Here is a 16,345-nt window from a genome sequence, read left to right as displayed (position 1 = left end):
CTGCGATATACTGCCCACCCTCACCTTTTCTACGGAGCCTCTATGTCTCTTGGCACCTGGACACCCGATAATACCGCACCCCAACCCCCGGCCCGCGACACACTGATTCAGGCTGCAACGCTTGGGCAGGCTGACGCCGAATTTTTTCCGGCGCAAACCCCCGATGCCCTGAGCGAGTTGCAAGGGTGGATGAAACAACCCCAGTCGCAGTGGCAGCCGGAGCTGGAGCCGTTGGAAACCGAAACCCTGATTGCACTGGTCCGGTTTTTTACACTGGCCGAGCAGCACTGGGCTGGCTGGGAGGCGGGTGACAAAAACCCGGCTATCTGGATCTGCAAAACACTGAAACCCCGGGGGGCCTTCCCCGACGTCGAGCTGACTCGCTGGGTCAAGGCTCACACCGATAACCGTTTTCTGCCCTATGGTAACCCGCTGGCATGAAGCCGGCTCTGCCTGTTGATGCCATTCGCGAAGACGTTGTGTCGAGCTGGCAAACAGGCGGCTGTCTGGTGCAGTCGCCCCCGGGCTCGGGCAAAACGACCCGCTTGCCATTGTGGCTGCTGGAGGAGACCGGCCAGGAAATCCTGTTACTGCTGCCCCGTCGACTGCCAGTCAAACTGGCCGCGTATCAATTGGCTCGCCAACTGGATGAACCGATTGGCCAGACGGTAGGGATCAGCCTGCGCGATGAGACCCGGCGCGGCGCCTCTACCCGCCTGACGGTCACCACCTATGGCGCCTTCCTGCGCCGCCTCACCCGGGACCCTGAACTGACCGGCGTCAGCACGGTCATTCTGGATGAATTCCATGAACGGCAGCTCGATCAGGATACCTGCCTGACCCTGCTGCACAGCTGCAGAGCGTTGTTCCGGCCCGACCTGAAACTGCTGGTCATGTCGGCTACGCTGGCCATGGATACCCTGCACCAGCGGCTCGCCCTGCCGAAAGTTGAATCGGACGGGCAATTGCACCCGCTGACCTTGCATTACCGGCCCGTTCGGACGAAAGACTGGCTGGGTGAGTTGCTGGGGGTCATCAATGAAGCTCGCCGCCAGTGTAACGACCACATTCTGGTGTTCCTGCCCGGGTTGCGCGACATTGAAAGCGTCAAACAGCGATTGCCGACCGATTGTCTCAGCTGCATTGTCCACAGCCAGGTGAACAACGACGATCTGATCGATCAGCTTCGTTCCAGTAACGCCGCCGTGATTCTCAGCACCAACCTGGCTGAAAGCAGCGTGACCCTGCCCGGTGTGCGCTGCGTAATCGACCTGGGTCGAGAACGCTATGCCCGGGTCGACCCGCACACCGACCTGACGGAGCTGGTCACCCGACGCATCAGTAAATCCAGTGCAGATCAGCGTGCCGGACGCGCGGCCCGCGAGGGGCCCGGCCTGTGTTTCCGACTCTGGTCAGAGACCGAACACAATGCCCTGGCGCCCGATCAGCCCGCCGAAATTACCCAGGCCGACCTTAAACCGCTGGTGTTGAATCTTGCTGACTGGGGCCTGCATCGCGAGGATGCCTTTTGGCTAACACCCCCCAACCCGGGCCGCTGGCAAGTCGCGCTGAGTCAACTTCACGCCTGGCAGGCCATCGACAGCGCTGGCGCGCAATTGACCGATCATGGCCGCACGCTGATCCGTGTCGGGCTTTCCCCGGCGCTGGCACACCTGGTCAGCCTGGCCACCGAAGCTGGACTGGTCAGCAACGCCCTTTGGTTTGCCGCCCTGCTAAGCCTGGAACAGCCTCTGCCTGAGCCGGTGCGAGATGCTTTTTCCAGCTTGGTGGCACAGGGCGATGCGCGACTGAAACAGGAAACCCGGCGACTGGCCCGCTCACTGGGTGTAACGCTCAACAATCAGGCCGGCACCCTACCCGATGCCTTGCTGATCAGGGCATTTCCGCAACGCCTGGTCCGGGTAGATTCAGATGGCAACGCCCGTCTGGCAGCCGGCCGACAAGTCCGGAGCCGGGAACAGACACCCAAACCCGGCTGGTATCTGCTGTTACACGGCCAAGACCAGGGCGGCAGCATTCTTGCCAATACTTTATGGCCGCTTGATGAAGCAGCCATCATAGCCGCATTGCCTGAGACGGAAACCGTTCGTTACCGGCCCGAACAAGACCGGTTTGAAGCCGAGCAACGTCGCGGTGCCTTTGTGATGTCTACCCGGCCCACCCGACCAGACGCCCGCCAAAAAGTAGAAGCCTGGCGTCAGTGTCTGATTCAGACACCTGTCAGGCAGTGGCCTGACGCCGAATCTCTCGGTTTCTGGATCGATCGCTATCAATTGGTACGCCATCACCTGCCGGATGACTGGCCCGATCTGCCAACTCCGGATGTTCTGGTGCGCTGGGCTGAGCCTTATTTGAGCGCTCTGACACGTTTGTCGGGGCTCAACACTCCCGAGGTACTCAACGCCTGGCTCGGCTATGACAAGGTGAAGCAATTGCATCGACTGTGCCCGTCACGCTGGACAGCACCCTCCGGCCGGTCGGTTCCGCTGGTCTACGATGCGGATGCCAACCGTGTGTCTGCTGATCTGAAGTTGCAGGAAGCCTTTGGTTTATCGGAGTCACCCCGATTGGTGGGCGGCCATTTGACGCTGACACTCAACCTGCAAGCGCCCAACGGCCGAACCCTCGCCAGTGTCATCGATTTGCCACATTTCTGGGCTAGCGTTTACCCTGAGATCCGCAAGGAAATGCGCGGCCGCTATAACAAACACCCCTGGCCAACCGAGCCGATGGAGGCGCCGGCAACACAGGCCACCAACCGCCAACTGGCCAGACAACGCACATCATAACGAGGCTACTTCCACTTTATGGACTCCTATTCGCGCATCAGGGAGCTTCGCAACCTGCCCGCCAAAGGCTTGCAACGCTGGGTCAATGCCACCCGATACAGCTGGCAGGGATTGCGCAGCGCGGTCAAGCACGAGGAGGCTTTCCGCCAGGAAACCATCGCTTTGTTCATCGGCCTGCCCGCCGCTCTGTGGATAGCATCCACCTTGTGGCAAGCGGCCATTCTAATCGCGTCTCTTTTGCTGATTATGGTGGTAGAGATGATCAACAGTGCGCTCGAAGCCCTGGTTGACCGGGTCAGTACAGAATTTCACGAATTGTCGGGACGCACCAAGGACATGGGCTCCGCTGCGGTCTTGCTGACGATCTTTATAGCCATGCTTGTCTGGGTAGCCGCCATCTGGCAAAAATGGCTGGCGGGGTGATGCTGATTATTTCCTAATACTCTACGGGTGAAGCCGGTCACGGCGCCTGTCAGAAGTCACTGAACGCCTGATAGGGCCAAACCTGCGCCGGGCGATCTTCCACCCGCTCAATCAGCCCGTATTCGGCTTCCAGGCGCGCCATGATGGTCATGGCCAGTTCAAATTCCGCCTGCTCGCCTATGTCTTCGCCGGTAATGGCAAAGCACAGCTTCCGGTTGGACCGCATAAAGCCGCGTGTTGTTATTGCTTCCGTATTGAAGCGCTGAATAAAGCTCTTGATGGGTTCGCTTTGGGTATCAGGCGCCTGACTGAGTGTCAGGTTCCAGACACGCTCCCAACAACGGGCAGCGAGTCGGATTCGGGGTGGCAATGGCGGCAGCTCACTTGAGCTGTACCGGGGTGCGTGCAGCCTGCTGACATTGGCATCGAGTCTGGGTTTTGCTTCGGTCATGTTCGCCCTGTCTGGTCAGTCGAATGGTACTGTAAAGCGACTGCATACCCTCCTGGGGTAGCCAGCCTGCCTGGTACACCTCGTCTTTCCGTGACTTGCAACGCTGTATAGTGTGATCTTACCGGTCATCTTCTCCCTGACTAAAAAGTAACCTATACACTTTCACAGCAAAGTCAATTCCCCTGCCCCCAAACTGTGCATCACAACGCAGTTAAAACGCAGGTTCCGGCGATGCTCGTCAAAATAACGTCGGCTTTCAACCCCGCAGGTTATTCGCAATAGAGCTTGTGCATCAGCCCAATGACCTGCTCTGCCTCGTCGCTGGCGATGCGGTAATAGACCGTTTGTGCCTGTTTGCGCACTTTCACCAGGTTATCGCGGCGCAATCGCGCAAGGTGCTGCGACAACGCCGACTGACTCAGGTCGATGCGCAGATTCAGCTCGGAAACGGATTTTTCACCGTCGAGCAGGTTGCACAGAATCAGCAACCGGCATTCATTGCTTAATGCTTTCAGCAGCAGAGAGGCATCGTGTACGTTCTGCTCCATGTCATCAACGACCCGTTGCTTCCCGGTGGCCATTGCATCGCGCTCCTTGGTTAGGTGAACGCAAATGATAAACGACTACCCGCTACTTTCTCTACCGATAACTGTTCTTTTTTGCCCATCGACAACGCCCGGGCCGCCGGTTGAATCTTGGCAATCCACACGCATTGCATTACCCTGCCGACCATTCCGATTGACAGGTACCCCCATGACCGACGCTCTACCCCTCCGGCCCGCAGGACTGATCCGCCTGATTGGCAGCCTGATTTACGACTGGCTGGTGCTATTGGGTGTGCTGATGTTGCTCGGCTTTGTGGCTGTCGCGTTCAATAAATTCCTCACCGGCGCCGATGCCATTGCCCCCGGCAACCCCCTATTCATCCTCTGGAACCTGTTGATCATCTATTTCTATTTTGCCGGGTTCTGGGTCACCAAAACCCAGACGGTCGGCATGCGCGCCTGGCGCATTCACCTGGCCTCGACCAATAACAGGCCGCTGGGCTGGATGCACGCGACCTTGCGGCTACTGGCTGCGATTCCCGCCTGGGGACTGGCCGGCATGGGCATATTCTGGCGCTACACCAACCAGGACCGAATCGGCTGGCAAGATCAGGCAAGCTGGACTCAGGTCTACTATCGGCCCAAACGCTGACCGATCAGCGTTCGCCGCTGCTGACACCCCGACAACAAAGAATTTTGCCCGTGCACCGCACCAGCGCTGCCAACTGGTGGCTCCATTGGCTATCATGGTGCTACGAACCGGGCTGCTACCCGGTCAATTCCAAATGTTCACCGCTCATTAGGTTGGAGACATCATGCAATTTACCGTTTCATCCGCCGCACTCGGCGCTACCAGCACAGACGCCCTGGTTATTTTCCATTTTGAAGACACGGACAGCGCAGCCCTGGCCGGGCTGACCGAAACACACCCCAAACTGATTCAGTCGCTTCGCGACGCCAAACTGCTGTCTGCCAAAACCGGACAGGTCACACCGCTGCTCGGTCATACCGACCTGCCGGCTGGTCAAGTCTTCGTTATCGGCGCTGGCAAACAGGCCGACTTCCGCGAAAACCAGTTCATTAAAGTCATTAAAGCGGCCATCAGCACACTGAAAGGCACCCAGGCAAAAACCGCCAGCATCGCCCTCGACGACATACAGGTCGCCGGCCGCACCCTGCCCTGGACGGCCCAGAAAGCAACCGAGGTCATTCTGACCGGTTTGTACCAGTACGACACCACCAAGTCCAAAAAAGCCGATGCCAGCACCCTGACAGCACTGACGTTCCTAAGTGCGGACGACACCCTGGAAGCACCGGTTCGCACCGGCAAGGCCCTGGCTCATGGTGTCAACGTTGCCCGCGAACTGGGCAATCTGCCCGCCAACATCTGTAACCCCCAATACCTGGCAGAGCAGGCCCAGAACCTGGCTGACGCCTACGATGAAATCAGCGTTGAGATTCTCAGTCAGAAAGAAATGGAAGCACTCGGCATGGGCTCGTTCCTGGCTGTGACCCAGGGCAGTGCCAACCCGCCCTACGTATTGGTGATGAAATACCAGGGCGCTGCTGCCAGTGAGAAGCCCCACGTTCTGGTCGGCAAAGGCCTGACCTTCGACACCGGCGGCATCTCGATCAAGCCTGCCCAGGGCATGGAAGACATGAAGTTCGATATGCTGGGCGCCGCCTCAGTGTTCGGCACCCTGAACACCATTGCCGAACTGAAACCGGCACTCAATGTCATTGGCGTTGTGGCTGCTGCGGAGAACATGTGTTCAGGCACGGCCACCCGCCCGGGCGACGTGGTCAGCAGCATGTCTGGCAAGACCATCGAGATCATTAACACCGACGCCGAAGGCCGTCTGGTACTCTGCGATGCCCTGACTTACGTTGAGCGTTTCGACCCGGCCAGCGTCGTCGACATCGCCACCCTGACCGGCGCCATTGTCATTGGTCTGGGCCACCATCCGCTGGCGGTCTACGCCAACGACGACAGCCTGCAACAGGAACTGGTCAGCGCCGGCACCACTGCCTGGGACCGCGGCTGGCCAATGCCACTGTGGGACGACTACCGCGACGAACTCGACAGCCCCTACGCCGACCTGCGCAACATCGGCCAGGGTCGCGCCGGCGGCTCCATCACCGCTGCGGTCTTCCTCTCCCAGTTCACCGAAAAATACAAGTGGGCTCACCTGGACATCGCCGGCGCCGGCTGGACCTCCGCCAAAGAAGGTGCAACCGGCCGCCCGGTAGGCCTGCTAACCCACTATTTGCTCAGCCAGCTGAGCTAACCCAAGCCCGGAACTCGAGCCACCTGAGCGATGGTGGCCCGCAGCGGGAGCCGGGTATGCCCCTGTGGGGTCGGCGTAGATCCATCCATGGAGCCTAGGCCGCAGCATCCCTGCTGCGGACTACCCCACAGGGGCACACCCGGCACCCACTGCTCACATTGTGTGGACCGCGCCCCATAAGTCATTAAGTCTAGTTTTAAATTGCACGAGATAGACAGCGCCTGGTGGCAGAGATGTTCCTGCGGGGATATCTGAGGCATGGATGCCGAAGTTAAGCCAACATGGATGTTTTCACGGCGCCCCCGCAGGAGCATCTCTGCCACCAGGCGCGGACTCAGGGCGATTGAGTCAATCCAAACTCCGAACTTGCATTAGAGAGAGGCAGGCCAATGTTGCCAATGCCAGCGTCTCCCTTCCTGCTGCCAGCCGCTTTAGGTACCATGGCGTTTTCGCGCTGATGAACCCGACTCATGACCCAGGTAGATTTCCACATTGTTCCGGTGCTGCAAGCCGCCGACCGCTATGCCTATGCCGCGCGTCTGGTCAATAAAGCGCGCAGTCACCGGCACCGTGTACTGCTGGCTGTGGATGATGAAGCAATGGCCCGGTCCGTCAGCGAAGTACTCTGGTCAACGCCGGTTGAAAGTTTTCTGGCGCACAGTTTGCTCGTGGGCAGCGACGATGATGTGCAGATTGGCTGGCACGCAGAGCCGGGCCAGCATCATGATGTTCTGATCAATCTGGCCGCTGAGATTCCGGAGTACTTTTCCCGGTTCGAGCGCGTCTTTGAAATTGTCAGCCAGGACCCTGCGGTCCTGAACGCTACCCGGGCGCACTACAAGTTCTATCAGGACCGGGGCTATCCGCTGAAACGGCATGACCTGCGAGACCGGGTATAAATGGATCAGAAGGATTCCAAGCAAAGCCTGCTGCAGGATCTGGAGGACATTCGCCAGAGCCTCGACCGGGTTGCCCGGTCGGAATCGCAGATTCCGTTGCTCGACGAAATCGTCGACAAACGCAGCCCCACGCATGTCAACCCGGACAACCCTTTTCTGTCGAGTCAGTCGCTGTCCGAGCTGATTCGTATCCGCAATGAAGCCGAAGCCCGGGCGGCCGAAGAGCTGGCGTCACTGGCGCCGCTGCGACCGATCACCGAGATCGTTCGCAAAGAGCATGAACAGCCTGCCGAGCCGGAACCTCCCAAGCCACCCCAGGGACCCGATCCGGAACAGGTTCTGGCGCAGCTGGAAACGGTCTTTGATCACTGGATCGAGGATACCGTCGCCGACTATCTGAAGCTGTTTGAACGAGATCTGAGAAACCGTCTGCAGCAGGACTTTCGGTCACTGGTCAGTCAGTGGTACGAAGAACACGATCTGCCCCTGCCCGAGACATTCAAACGTTCCGAACCGGACCCGCCAATAGAGCCCGGCAATTAGTTTCAACCTCCTGACCATGTATAATGGCAGCCATCAGACTTCGGGGCTGGAACCACCATGGTTCGTCCCTTCATTTTCACCGTCAGCCAAGCGAGTTAAGAGCCCTCATGGAGAAGACGTACCAGCCGCAAGCGATTGAAGGCAAGCACTACCAGCGTTGGGAAAGCAACGAATGGTTCAAACCCTCGGGTCAGGGCGACGCCTATTGCATCATGATTCCGCCGCCCAACGTCACCGGGTCGCTGCACATGGGTCACGCCTTCCAGCAAACCATTATGGATGCGCTCACCCGCTACCATCGCATGAAAGGCTGCAACACGCTCTGGCAAACCGGCAGTGACCATGCAGGCATCGCCACCCAGATGGTGGTGGAGCGTGAATTGGCACGCGAAGGTAAGACACGCCACGATCTGGGCCGTGAGACCTTCATCGACCGTGTCTGGCAATGGAAGGAGCAGTCGGGTGGTACTATCAGTTCACAGATGCGCCGGCTGGGTGATTCAGTCGACTGGACACGCGAACGCTTCACCATGGATGAAGGCCTGTCCAACGCCGTGCGCGAAGTGTTCGTGCGCCTGTACGAAGACAACCTGATTTACCGTGGTAAACGCCTGGTTAACTGGGACCCGGTTTTTCACACGGCAATTTCCGATCTGGAAGTGGAAAACAAGGAAGAACAGGGCTCGCTCTGGCACTTCCGCTATCCGCTGGCCGATGGCGCTACTACTGCCGAAGGCAAAGCCTACATTGTCGTGGCCACGACACGCCCGGAAACCATTCTGGGCGATACCGCTGTGGCGGTTAACCCCGACGACGAGCGATATCAGTCCCTGGTCGGAAAATTCGTTGATTTGCCATTGCTTGGCCGTCGCATTCCCATCGTTGCCGACGATTATGTCGATTCGGAATTCGGCAGCGGCTGCGTAAAAATCACACCGGCCCACGATTTTAACGACTACGAAGTCGGCAAACGACACGGTGCGACGCTGGTCAATGTACTCGACCAGGACGCCAAGATACTGCACGCCGCCGAAGCCTATACCTACGATGGCAAACCGATCGACGATTTCGATGGCGCCCTGCCTCAGGGGTATGGCGGACTCGACCGGTTCGATGCCCGCAAGAAAATCATTGCCGATTTCGAAGCGCTGGGCCTGCTCGACTCGATTAAAGACCACAGTCTGATGGTGCCCCGTGGCGACCGTTCCGATGCGGTGATCGAGCCCTGGCTCACCGATCAGTGGTACGTCAGTGCCAAACCCCTGGCTGAACCGGCCATCAAAGCCGTGGAAAATGGCGATATCCAGTTCGTACCCAAGCAATGGGAAAACACCTACTTCTCCTGGATGCGCGACATCCAGGACTGGTGCATTTCGCGCCAGCTGTGGTGGGGCCACCAAATTCCCGCCTGGTACGACGCGGACGGCAACGTCTACGTTGGTCGCAGCGAAGCCGAGGTGCGTAACAAGTACAACCTCGACGCCGGTCTCACACTGACGCAGGACGAAGACGTACTGGATACCTGGTTCAGCTCTGCCCTCTGGACGTTTTCCACACTGGGCTGGCCGGAACGCGAGGATCTGGTGAAAACCTTTCACCCGACCGATGTGCTGGTGACCGGTTTCGACATCATCTTTTTCTGGGTAGCCAGAATGATGATGATGACTCTGCACTTCATCAAGAATGACGACGGCACCCCCCAGGTTCCGTTCAAGAGGGTCTACGTTACTGGACTGATTCGCGACGAAAACGGCCAGAAAATGTCGAAATCGAAAGGCAACGTGATTGACCCGATCGACCTGATCGATGGCATTGACGTTGACGATCTGGTGGCCAAACGCACCAGCGGTTTAATGCAGCCGAAACTGGCGGCAAAAATTGAAAAAATGACGCGCAAGAGCTTCCCGGAGGGCATGACTTCATCCGGTACCGACGCCTTGCGTTTCACTCTGGCGTCACTGGCCAGCCAGGGGCGTGACATCAATTTCGACGTCAAACGCCTCGAAGGGTATCGCAACTTCTGCAACAAAATCTGGAACGCGGCGCGCTACGTGCTGATGAACACCGAAGGCCAGGATTGCGGCCAGAACGGCGGCGAGGTTGAGCTGAGCCTGGCGGACCGCTGGATCAGTTCACGCCTGCAGGGGCTGGAGCAGGATGTCGAGCGTCACTACACGAACTACCGCTTCGACCTAATGAGCCAGGCCTTGTATGAGTTTATCTGGAACGAATACTGCGACTGGTACCTGGAGCTGTCCAAGCCCGTGCTGTGGGATGAAAACGCCTCAGCCGAGGTTCAGCGCGGCACCCGGCGCACTCTGGTCCGCGTTCTGGAAGCCTTGCTGCGTCTGGCTCACCCGATCATGCCGTTCATTACTGAAGAGATCTGGCTGTCGATCCGGGATCTGGCGGCACGTGAAGGCGACACGCTAATGTTGCAACCCTTTCCCAAGGCCGACCCGGACAAAATAGACGCTGCTGCCGAGGCCGATATTGAATGGGTAAAAGGCGTTATTGTTGGCGTGCGTAATATTCGTGGCGAGATGAACATTGCCCCGGGCAAACCTTTGCCTGTGTTGTTCCAGAATGGCAGCGATGAAGACAAGCGCCGACTCAGCGAAAACGAGAACTTCCTCAAAACGCTGGCCAAGCTTGAAAGCGTGACCTGGCTGGAAGACGGTGATGAAGCGCCAGTGTCAGCGACTCAGTTGGTGGGGCAACTCAAAGTGCTGGTACCCATGGCGGGGCTGATTGATGTCGCGGCCGAGCAGACACGCCTGACCAAGGCGCTGGAGAAAACCCGAAAGGAACTGGCCAAGGTTGAAGGCAAACTGAACAACGAGAATTTTGTCTCCAAAGCCCCGGATGACGTCATCGCCAAAGAACGGGAGAAAGCCGATGGCTATGCTCACAGCGTGCGTGAGCTGGAGAACCAGCTGGAGCAACTGGCGGCGTTGAAATAACGCCCCTATCCGATTCAGTAACGCCGCTTGCGATTATCCGGTTGCTTGGGGCGTTGCGGAACCGGCTTGGCGGGCTTGGTCAGAACCGCTTTCTTCTTGCCGGAAGGATCAGTCGCATGATCTTTGTTGACCGGTATTTTCTTCTTGGGTTTGTGACGTTTGATCATAGCGTAATGAATCCAACGCACGAACAGTAGAAATACCAGGGCGCCTATCGCGATGCCCCCCAGCCAGAGCCACTGAATATTTTCAGCCGATTCATTCATAAACAGGGCCATGCCCTGAACCCGGTCACTCTGGTTTACACCACCTGACCAGGCCGGCAAAGCAGCGGGCAGTGCCAACGCGACGGCAATGGTCTTATGTAGTGGTTTTACCTGATTCATTATTTTGCCTGTTTCAACAGGGTTTTTATCCGGTTGTGCATGGTTTCACGCAAATCGGCATCTTTCGAGTGAGTGACATCCAGGTCCTTTAGAATGCCGTTATCCAGACCGTAAATCCAGCCATGTAATGACACAGCCTGGCCACGCTCCCAGGCGTTCTGAACAATGGTGGTTTCGGCCAGGTTCAGCACCTGCGCCATCACATTCACTTCACAGAGTCTGTTCAGTTTAGTCATTTCATCGGGCAATGCATCAAAATAGCGGCGGTAGATCTTAAGCACATCCTGAATATGGCGCAGCCAGTTATCGATCAGCCCCAGCCGCTGATTGCTCAGGGCGGCCGCCACCCCGCCACACCCGTAATGCCCGGTGACGATGATGTGTTTGACTTTCAATACATCCACGGCGAACTGAATAACCGAGAGACAATTCAAATCGGTATGTACCACCAGGTTGGCCACATTGCGGTGTACAAAAACCTCACCCGGCATCAACCCCATAATTTCATTGGCGGGCACCCGGCTGTCGGCACAGCCGATCCACAACAGTTCGGGCTTTTGCTGACGCGCCAGTTGCTTGAAAAAATCTGGTTGTTCAGCGGTAATCTGGTCTGCCCATTGTCGATTGCTTTCCAGCAAATGATCCAAGTTCAAACGGTTTCTCCCAGGGTCAAGTCGTTATGCGTCTTCATCCTTGAGAACACGGTCTATAAAATTCGATCGCGTATAAGCCAGAACAACAGAGTAGTCGCTTATTTCCAGGACTGCCGTCTGCTACCAGCAGCCTTATGCCAGCCAGAAACCAAGCAGGAAAAAACGCGCCCCTTTACCCAGCGCCAGCCAGAACGCAGACGCAGCCAGTGGCATCCTTAGCCATCCAGCCGCTACCGGCAACAAATCTCCCACAACCGGCAGCCAGGCCATGGCCAGCAAGGGTGTCCCCCAGCGTTGCAGGTGTCGCTCGGTCGTCTGCGCCGGTTGCCAGCGTGAGGACACGACACCCGCCTGGCGCGCCCAGCGGGCCAACATCAGCATCAGCCAGGCACCCAGTACGTTACCGGCCGTTGCCACGAACCAGTAAGCAATAAACAGGTGGCCCGATTCCCGCACCAGGCCAATAAAGAGCAACTCTGTTCCCAATGGCCACAGCGTGGCAGCCACAAAGGCAACGGCGAACAGCAACAGAAAAGACACCCTTCTCAGCCAGGCCGTTCAATGTCGAAGGTATCGCGTGTGGTGCTGTAGGTGTTGCCCGCCATACGGCCGACGGCATCCAGTTTGTCGGCCAGAATGCGCCCCTCGTCGTAGAGCGGGTCGGCAACCTGTACATGCACAATGTCACCAAGCACCAGACGACCGGCCATGGGTTCATCACCAAAGCGCTGAATTTCACGCAACCGGCATTCAAAATGGATCAGCGCTTCGGCAATGCGCGGTGGTTGAACGGTCAAAGCCGGGGTGGTCGACAACCCAGCGTAACCGATTTCGCTTTCGCCCCTGGCCAGAGGTGCCGAGGTTTGGTTCATCTTTTCAACTACGGCATGGCTGACAATGTTGAGGGTGAACTCCGGGCAGGTTTCCAGGTTAAGCACCGTGTCTTTTTCACTGCCATCGGGTTTGCGCAAGGGGGCAAAAGCGACAATCGGCGGATTAACGCTGACCAGGGTAAAAAATGAAAACGGTGCCAGGTTCAACACCCCCTGCTCGTTGCGGGTGCACACCCAGGCGATTGGGCGCGGTTGAATCGAGCCTACCATTAACTTGTAGATGGCGGTGGCATCCAGGTCGGCAATGGCCAGTTCCATGGGGATATCCTGTAACGAAAAAGGTGTCGGCCCGGTTCATCACACGGGCATCGGAAAGCCGGCCAGTTTCAGGTCAGCCGGGTAGATTGCTCGAGCAGATGGCAAGATAGTCTTCAATAACCGCAGCCATGCCACGCTCGATGCACTCAACGGTCAGTACATGGCCAATCGATACCTCCAGAATACCCGGAATCGTCAGAAACGTCGGCAGGTTGCTCAGGTCGAGATCGTGACCGGCATTAACACCCAGCCCAAGGCGCCGGGCCAGTTCGGCTGCTTCCCGGTACTGCGCCAGCACGCTGGCGGACGATTCAGTGCCCTGAGCGCTGGCAAAGCCTTCCGTATAGAGTTCAATGCGCTGAGCACTGGACTTGGCCGCGCGTTGCACCTGGTCGGTGTCGGGGTCAAGAAATACCGAGCTGCGCACGCCAGCGGCCTGTATGCGGGTTAGTACCGTTTCAAGAAACTCAGCGTGCTGGCTGAAATCCCAGCCATGGTCGGATGTCAGCTGGTTCGGTTCATCGGGCACCAGGGTGCACTGATGCGGTTTTACCGTTTCAATCAATGCCAGAAAATCTTCGGTCGGATACCCTTCAATATTCAGTTCCACATCCGGGTAGGCGGCCAGCATTGCTTTCAAATCATGTGCATCCTGCGCCGTTGCATGGCGGGCATCCGGCCGCGGGTGGATGGTAATACCGTGCACGCCGAGCGCAATAAACTTTTCGGCAAATGCCACCACATTCGGGAAATCACGTCCACGGGAATTCCGCAGCAAGGCGATTTTGTTTAGGTTAACACTCAGTTGCGTCATTCAGTTTCCTGCAGGCTCTTTCGACCGTTTGTCCTAGTGTATCAAAGTTTCCCGGCTTCAAACCGCTTCAGCATCAAACTGCCAGTAAAGCCCGTCTGCCCTGGCCCTACTGTTAAAACCAGGCAAGGTTCTATCGAGATAGACGGCGCTGGCGAACAGGGCAAAGAGTGCGTCGTTTTCAACCAGGTCTTCGTCGGTCAGAAAAGCGGTCGGAGCTGGTTTCAAGGCATCGCAATACCGTTGCCAGAGCGTATCGAATTGTTCACTGACCTGGGCTGGAAGGTCAAACCACAGCGACCCATGCTTGAGCATCCACACCCGGTGTACCCGGGGCTGCAAAAACAGCTGGGTCAGGCCTACCTGTCTTGGCTTCATGCGTCAGCGGGTAGCAGCACCCGGTAATCGCCAGTCAGCACAGCAACCACGTCGCCTTCGGCATCACGGGCCGTCACTTCAACCAGAGCACGCCAGTGCCCGCTCGGCCTTACATCTGGCGAGGCAGTAAAGTGAGCCTGAACGTCCAGATCGGAGCGAGCCGCCTTCGGGTAGCGTACCTGGCTGTCTTTGATGGCAACCTGTTCAGGCAAGCCGTTCAGGCCCGCCCACCGGGCGGTGTGGTACCAGCCTGCTATCACCAAAGCTGCGTACTGGCTGCCGGCAAACACCGTTCCCTTGTCGTTCCGATTGCCGTGCAAGGGAATCCGGAAACGAGTACCGTTGTCGTCACTGCCAACCCAGTCAATACCCAGCTTGGCCAGCGGCTCAATAAGGTCCAGTTGTATCATCGGGCGACCTCCGCGCCTGCACCATCAAGCCAGCCGGGGAATGCCTCCAGCGAGGTCAGCGTCGCGGCCAGCTGCCCCGCCCACTCAGGGTCAGTCGGCACCAGGTCCGGCACATGCAGTACATTGCAACCGGCGGCCAGACCCGCCAGCACGCCATTTGGACTGTCTTCAATCACCAGGGCGCTGGCCGGGGTTACTGCCAATCGGGTACAACCGGCGAGATAGGGTTCGGGGTGCGGTTTGCCCCGGCTCACCTGGTCGCCGCCAAGCAACGATTCGAAATACCCGAGTAGGCCGACGCGCTCCAGTTTGGCCTCGGCCAGTTCGGTTCGTGTGCTGGTCACCACCATCTGGCGTCGGCCGCTTCGGGCTACGTGCTCAAGTGACTCGATCACCCCGGGTTTTAACACCAGGTCGGTCTTTGCTCTTTCGGTATAACGGTCGCCGGTCTGATTGATCCAGTAGACGGCGCTGTCAACGGAATCAACGTAGTTCAGAAACCACTCGATCAGACCGGCTTTGTTCAGGCCAATGGTTTCGAGATAGCGGTGCTCGGCGTCCGGAACCGGCCCGCCATTGGCCATGACTTCAGTAAACACCGACCGTACCAGCCGTTCTGAATCCAATAGCACTCCGTCCATATCCCAGAGGACGGCCTCGTAATCAGATACTGCCATCAGGCATCTCCCAGGCAAGCGGCCAAATCGCTGGCCAGTCGCAGCATCATATCAGCATAGAGTCCGGTACCGGGTTCGGATAATTGGCCCAAAGGGTCAATGGTACCCAGTGTTGCCTTGTCGAGATTATCCACCAGCGGCATCAGCCAGCGCTCGCTGTACTGGGGTTCACGAAACAGACAGACGCGCTCAAGCGGTTCCGCCAAATCACGCAGCCGGGCAATGGTTCTCGGCCCGGGCGGTATGTCCGGGTTCAGCACCAGGGCACCCAGCCCGTTCAGATTCTGGTCGTGCTCGAAATATTGAAAACCATCGTGAAACAGGATGTAGGGTGTGTCGCGGCTTGTGCTCAAGCGGTCATTCAGTTGCTCGCCCAGTGTGTCCAGACTGATTCGGGCCTGCTCGGCATTGCCCTGATAGCGATCACGATTGTCCGGATCCTGTTCAATCAGCCGGGCTTCCACGAAATCGACAAATCGCTGCGCATTGTCGAGTGACAGCCAGAAGTGCGGGTCGATGTCTCCGTGGTCGTGGCCATGGTCATCACCGGTACCCGGCACTGAAAACAGCGTTTCGCGCATCGGCAGCAGCGTCATACCGGCGTCGAAGTCATGCAGTTCAAAGGCCTGAGCATTTTCTGAAAGCCGCGGTAGTAACCGGGCCAGGGCTGTTTCAAGCTCCGGGCCGATCCAAAACAGCAAATCGGCCTCGACCACTGCCTTTAACTGACGCGGCGTCATGGCACTGGAATGGGGTGACTGACTGGCCTCGTACACCAGCTCCGGCTCGGCCACGCCCTCCATCACCTGAGCCACCAGGCTGTGCAGCGGTGCAATCGACACCAGCACCCGGGGCGGTTCAGCCAAGGCCCTGGCCGGGCTTACCATTGACACCAGCACCGCCAGTGGCCAGGCCCGGCGGGCCAGGAATTTCAACAACGACATAGTCAACTCTTGC

At 58.0% G+C, this 16,345-nt stretch carries 19 protein-coding genes; 8 read left to right on the top strand and 11 right to left on the bottom strand.

Annotation, left to right across the window (positions count from 1 at the left end; genetic code table 11):
• The first annotated feature begins 42 nt into the window (after window positions 1–42).
• Genes ABJT94_RS09185 through ABJT94_RS09175 form a run of 3 tightly spaced genes read left to right on the top strand, consistent with a single transcriptional unit; the run spans window position 43 to window position 3,233 of the window.
• Window positions 43–441: a hypothetical protein gene (locus ABJT94_RS09185; RefSeq protein WP_127555035.1), complete on the top strand. Its 399-nt coding sequence runs from the start codon at window positions 43–45 to the stop codon at window positions 439–441.
• Window positions 438–2,810, top strand: coding sequence for an ATP-dependent helicase C-terminal domain-containing protein (locus ABJT94_RS09180; protein ID WP_348475620.1), 2,373 nt, complete (start codon window positions 438–440; stop codon window positions 2,808–2,810). Before ABJT94_RS09185 ends, ABJT94_RS09180 begins: the two co-directional genes overlap by 4 nt.
• 18 nt (window positions 2,811–2,828) lie before the next feature.
• Window positions 2,829–3,233 carry a diacylglycerol kinase gene (locus ABJT94_RS09175; protein WP_348475621.1) on the top strand — a complete coding sequence of 135 codons (405 nt, stop codon included), beginning with the start codon at window positions 2,829–2,831 and terminating at the stop codon, window positions 3,231–3,233.
• Between the two features lie 49 nt (window positions 3,234–3,282).
• Here the strand turns inward: ABJT94_RS09175 and ABJT94_RS09170 are convergent, their stop codons facing one another.
• Both ABJT94_RS09170 and ABJT94_RS09165 read right to left on the bottom strand, forming a co-directional pair.
• Complete coding sequence (locus tag ABJT94_RS09170; protein ID WP_127555032.1) at window positions 3,283–3,684, bottom strand: hypothetical protein; 402 nt, start codon at window positions 3,682–3,684, stop codon at window positions 3,283–3,285.
• Window positions 3,685–3,953: 269 nt separating this feature from the next.
• Window positions 3,954–4,265 (bottom strand): metalloregulator ArsR/SmtB family transcription factor, encoded by a 312-nt coding sequence (locus ABJT94_RS09165; protein ID WP_127555031.1) that lies wholly within the window; start codon window positions 4,263–4,265, stop codon window positions 3,954–3,956.
• A gap of 172 nt (window positions 4,266–4,437) precedes the next feature.
• Here ABJT94_RS09165 and ABJT94_RS09160 point away from each other — a divergent pair, with 172 nt between their 5' ends.
• The 5 genes from ABJT94_RS09160 (at window position 4,438) to ABJT94_RS09140 (ending at window position 10,922) form a co-directional block, all read left to right on the top strand.
• Window positions 4,438–4,881 carry an RDD family protein gene (locus ABJT94_RS09160; protein WP_348475622.1) on the top strand — a complete coding sequence of 148 codons (444 nt, stop codon included), beginning with the start codon at window positions 4,438–4,440 and terminating at the stop codon, window positions 4,879–4,881.
• 163 nt (window positions 4,882–5,044) lie between these two features.
• Window positions 5,045–6,517: a leucyl aminopeptidase gene (locus tag ABJT94_RS09155; RefSeq protein ID WP_348475623.1), complete on the top strand. Its 1,473-nt coding sequence runs from the start codon at window positions 5,045–5,047 to the stop codon at window positions 6,515–6,517.
• A 470-nt stretch (window positions 6,518–6,987) separates the two neighbouring features.
• The gene (locus ABJT94_RS09150) at window positions 6,988–7,416 is read left to right on the top strand and encodes a DNA polymerase III subunit chi (protein WP_348475624.1); all 429 of its coding nucleotides are present in this window, start codon (window positions 6,988–6,990) and stop codon (window positions 7,414–7,416) included.
• Window positions 7,417–7,959 carry a hypothetical protein gene (locus tag ABJT94_RS09145; RefSeq protein ID WP_348475625.1) on the top strand — a complete coding sequence of 181 codons (543 nt, stop codon included), beginning with the start codon at window positions 7,417–7,419 and terminating at the stop codon, window positions 7,957–7,959. It abuts the gene before it with no gap.
• 107 nt (window positions 7,960–8,066) lie between these two features.
• Entirely contained in the window at window positions 8,067–10,922 is a 2,856-nt protein-coding gene (locus ABJT94_RS09140; protein WP_348475626.1) for a valine--tRNA ligase, read from the top strand.
• Between the two features lie 14 nt (window positions 10,923–10,936).
• Here ABJT94_RS09140 and ABJT94_RS09135 read toward each other — a convergent pair whose 3' ends face one another.
• The 9 genes from ABJT94_RS09135 to ABJT94_RS09095 all read right to left on the bottom strand — a co-directional run bounded on the left by ABJT94_RS09135 (window position 10,937) and on the right by ABJT94_RS09095 (window position 16,332).
• Window positions 10,937–11,308: a hypothetical protein gene (locus ABJT94_RS09135; protein WP_348475627.1), complete on the bottom strand. Its 372-nt coding sequence runs from the start codon at window positions 11,306–11,308 to the stop codon at window positions 10,937–10,939.
• The gene (gene can, locus ABJT94_RS09130; protein WP_348475628.1) at window positions 11,308–11,961 is read right to left on the bottom strand and encodes a carbonate dehydratase; all 654 of its coding nucleotides are present in this window, start codon (window positions 11,959–11,961) and stop codon (window positions 11,308–11,310) included. Before can ends, ABJT94_RS09135 begins: the two co-directional genes overlap by 1 nt.
• Window positions 11,962–12,093: 132 nt before the next feature.
• Window positions 12,094–12,501: a VTT domain-containing protein gene (locus ABJT94_RS09125; protein ID WP_348475629.1), complete on the bottom strand. Its 408-nt coding sequence runs from the start codon at window positions 12,499–12,501 to the stop codon at window positions 12,094–12,096.
• A 5-nt stretch (window positions 12,502–12,506) separates the two neighbouring features.
• Complete coding sequence (locus ABJT94_RS09120; protein ID WP_348475630.1) at window positions 12,507–13,112, bottom strand: flavin reductase family protein; 606 nt, start codon at window positions 13,110–13,112, stop codon at window positions 12,507–12,509.
• A gap of 73 nt (window positions 13,113–13,185) precedes the next feature.
• A complete protein-coding gene (locus ABJT94_RS09115; RefSeq protein WP_348475631.1) occupies window positions 13,186–13,926 on the bottom strand; it encodes a pyridoxine 5'-phosphate synthase in 741 nt (246 codons plus the stop codon).
• Window positions 13,927–13,983: 57 nt separating this feature from the next.
• The gene (locus ABJT94_RS09110; protein WP_348475632.1) at window positions 13,984–14,301 is read right to left on the bottom strand and encodes a hypothetical protein; all 318 of its coding nucleotides are present in this window, start codon (window positions 14,299–14,301) and stop codon (window positions 13,984–13,986) included.
• The gene (locus tag ABJT94_RS09105; protein ID WP_348475633.1) at window positions 14,298–14,711 is read right to left on the bottom strand and encodes a YiiD C-terminal domain-containing protein; all 414 of its coding nucleotides are present in this window, start codon (window positions 14,709–14,711) and stop codon (window positions 14,298–14,300) included. Before ABJT94_RS09105 ends, ABJT94_RS09110 begins: the two co-directional genes overlap by 4 nt.
• Entirely contained in the window at window positions 14,708–15,388 is a 681-nt protein-coding gene (locus ABJT94_RS09100) for an HAD family phosphatase (protein WP_348475634.1), read from the bottom strand. The genes ABJT94_RS09105 and ABJT94_RS09100 overlap by 4 nt, the downstream gene beginning before the upstream one ends.
• Window positions 15,388–16,332, bottom strand: coding sequence for a zinc ABC transporter substrate-binding protein (locus ABJT94_RS09095; RefSeq protein ID WP_348475635.1), 945 nt, complete (start codon window positions 16,330–16,332; stop codon window positions 15,388–15,390). The genes ABJT94_RS09100 and ABJT94_RS09095 overlap by 1 nt, the downstream gene beginning before the upstream one ends.
• Window positions 16,333–16,345: the final 13 nt, after the last annotated feature.

The organism is Saccharospirillum sp., from assembly GCF_039982735.1.
Classification (GTDB): domain Bacteria; phylum Pseudomonadota; class Gammaproteobacteria; order Pseudomonadales; family Natronospirillaceae; genus Saccharospirillum.
Note: the sequence above shows the minus strand (reverse complement) of the source record. Positions and strands in the feature narration are given on the sequence as shown.

Coding starts and splice junctions, on each gene's coding strand:
- ABJT94_RS09185 (WP_127555035.1), top strand. CDS start 43: ATGTCTCTTGGCACCTGGACACCCGATAATACCGCACCCCAACCCCCG.
- ABJT94_RS09180 (WP_348475620.1), top strand. CDS start 438: ATGAAGCCGGCTCTGCCTGTTGATGCCATTCGCGAAGACGTTGTGTCG.
- ABJT94_RS09175 (WP_348475621.1), top strand. CDS start 2,829: ATGGACTCCTATTCGCGCATCAGGGAGCTTCGCAACCTGCCCGCCAAA.
- ABJT94_RS09170 (WP_127555032.1), bottom strand. CDS start 3,684: ATGACCGAAGCAAAACCCAGACTCGATGCCAATGTCAGCAGGCTGCAC.
- ABJT94_RS09165 (WP_127555031.1), bottom strand. CDS start 4,265: ATGGCCACCGGGAAGCAACGGGTCGTTGATGACATGGAGCAGAACGTA.
- ABJT94_RS09160 (WP_348475622.1), top strand. CDS start 4,438: ATGACCGACGCTCTACCCCTCCGGCCCGCAGGACTGATCCGCCTGATT.
- ABJT94_RS09155 (WP_348475623.1), top strand. CDS start 5,045: ATGCAATTTACCGTTTCATCCGCCGCACTCGGCGCTACCAGCACAGAC.
- ABJT94_RS09150 (WP_348475624.1), top strand. CDS start 6,988: ATGACCCAGGTAGATTTCCACATTGTTCCGGTGCTGCAAGCCGCCGAC.
- ABJT94_RS09145 (WP_348475625.1), top strand. CDS start 7,417: ATGGATCAGAAGGATTCCAAGCAAAGCCTGCTGCAGGATCTGGAGGAC.
- ABJT94_RS09140 (WP_348475626.1), top strand. CDS start 8,067: ATGGAGAAGACGTACCAGCCGCAAGCGATTGAAGGCAAGCACTACCAG.
- ABJT94_RS09135 (WP_348475627.1), bottom strand. CDS start 11,308: ATGAATCAGGTAAAACCACTACATAAGACCATTGCCGTCGCGTTGGCA.
- ABJT94_RS09120 (WP_348475630.1), bottom strand. CDS start 13,112: ATGGAACTGGCCATTGCCGACCTGGATGCCACCGCCATCTACAAGTTA.
- ABJT94_RS09115 (WP_348475631.1), bottom strand. CDS start 13,926: ATGACGCAACTGAGTGTTAACCTAAACAAAATCGCCTTGCTGCGGAAT.
- ABJT94_RS09110 (WP_348475632.1), bottom strand. CDS start 14,301: ATGAAGCCAAGACAGGTAGGCCTGACCCAGCTGTTTTTGCAGCCCCGG.
- ABJT94_RS09105 (WP_348475633.1), bottom strand. CDS start 14,711: ATGATACAACTGGACCTTATTGAGCCGCTGGCCAAGCTGGGTATTGAC.
- ABJT94_RS09100 (WP_348475634.1), bottom strand. CDS start 15,388: ATGGCAGTATCTGATTACGAGGCCGTCCTCTGGGATATGGACGGAGTG.
- ABJT94_RS09095 (WP_348475635.1), bottom strand. CDS start 16,332: ATGTCGTTGTTGAAATTCCTGGCCCGCCGGGCCTGGCCACTGGCGGTG.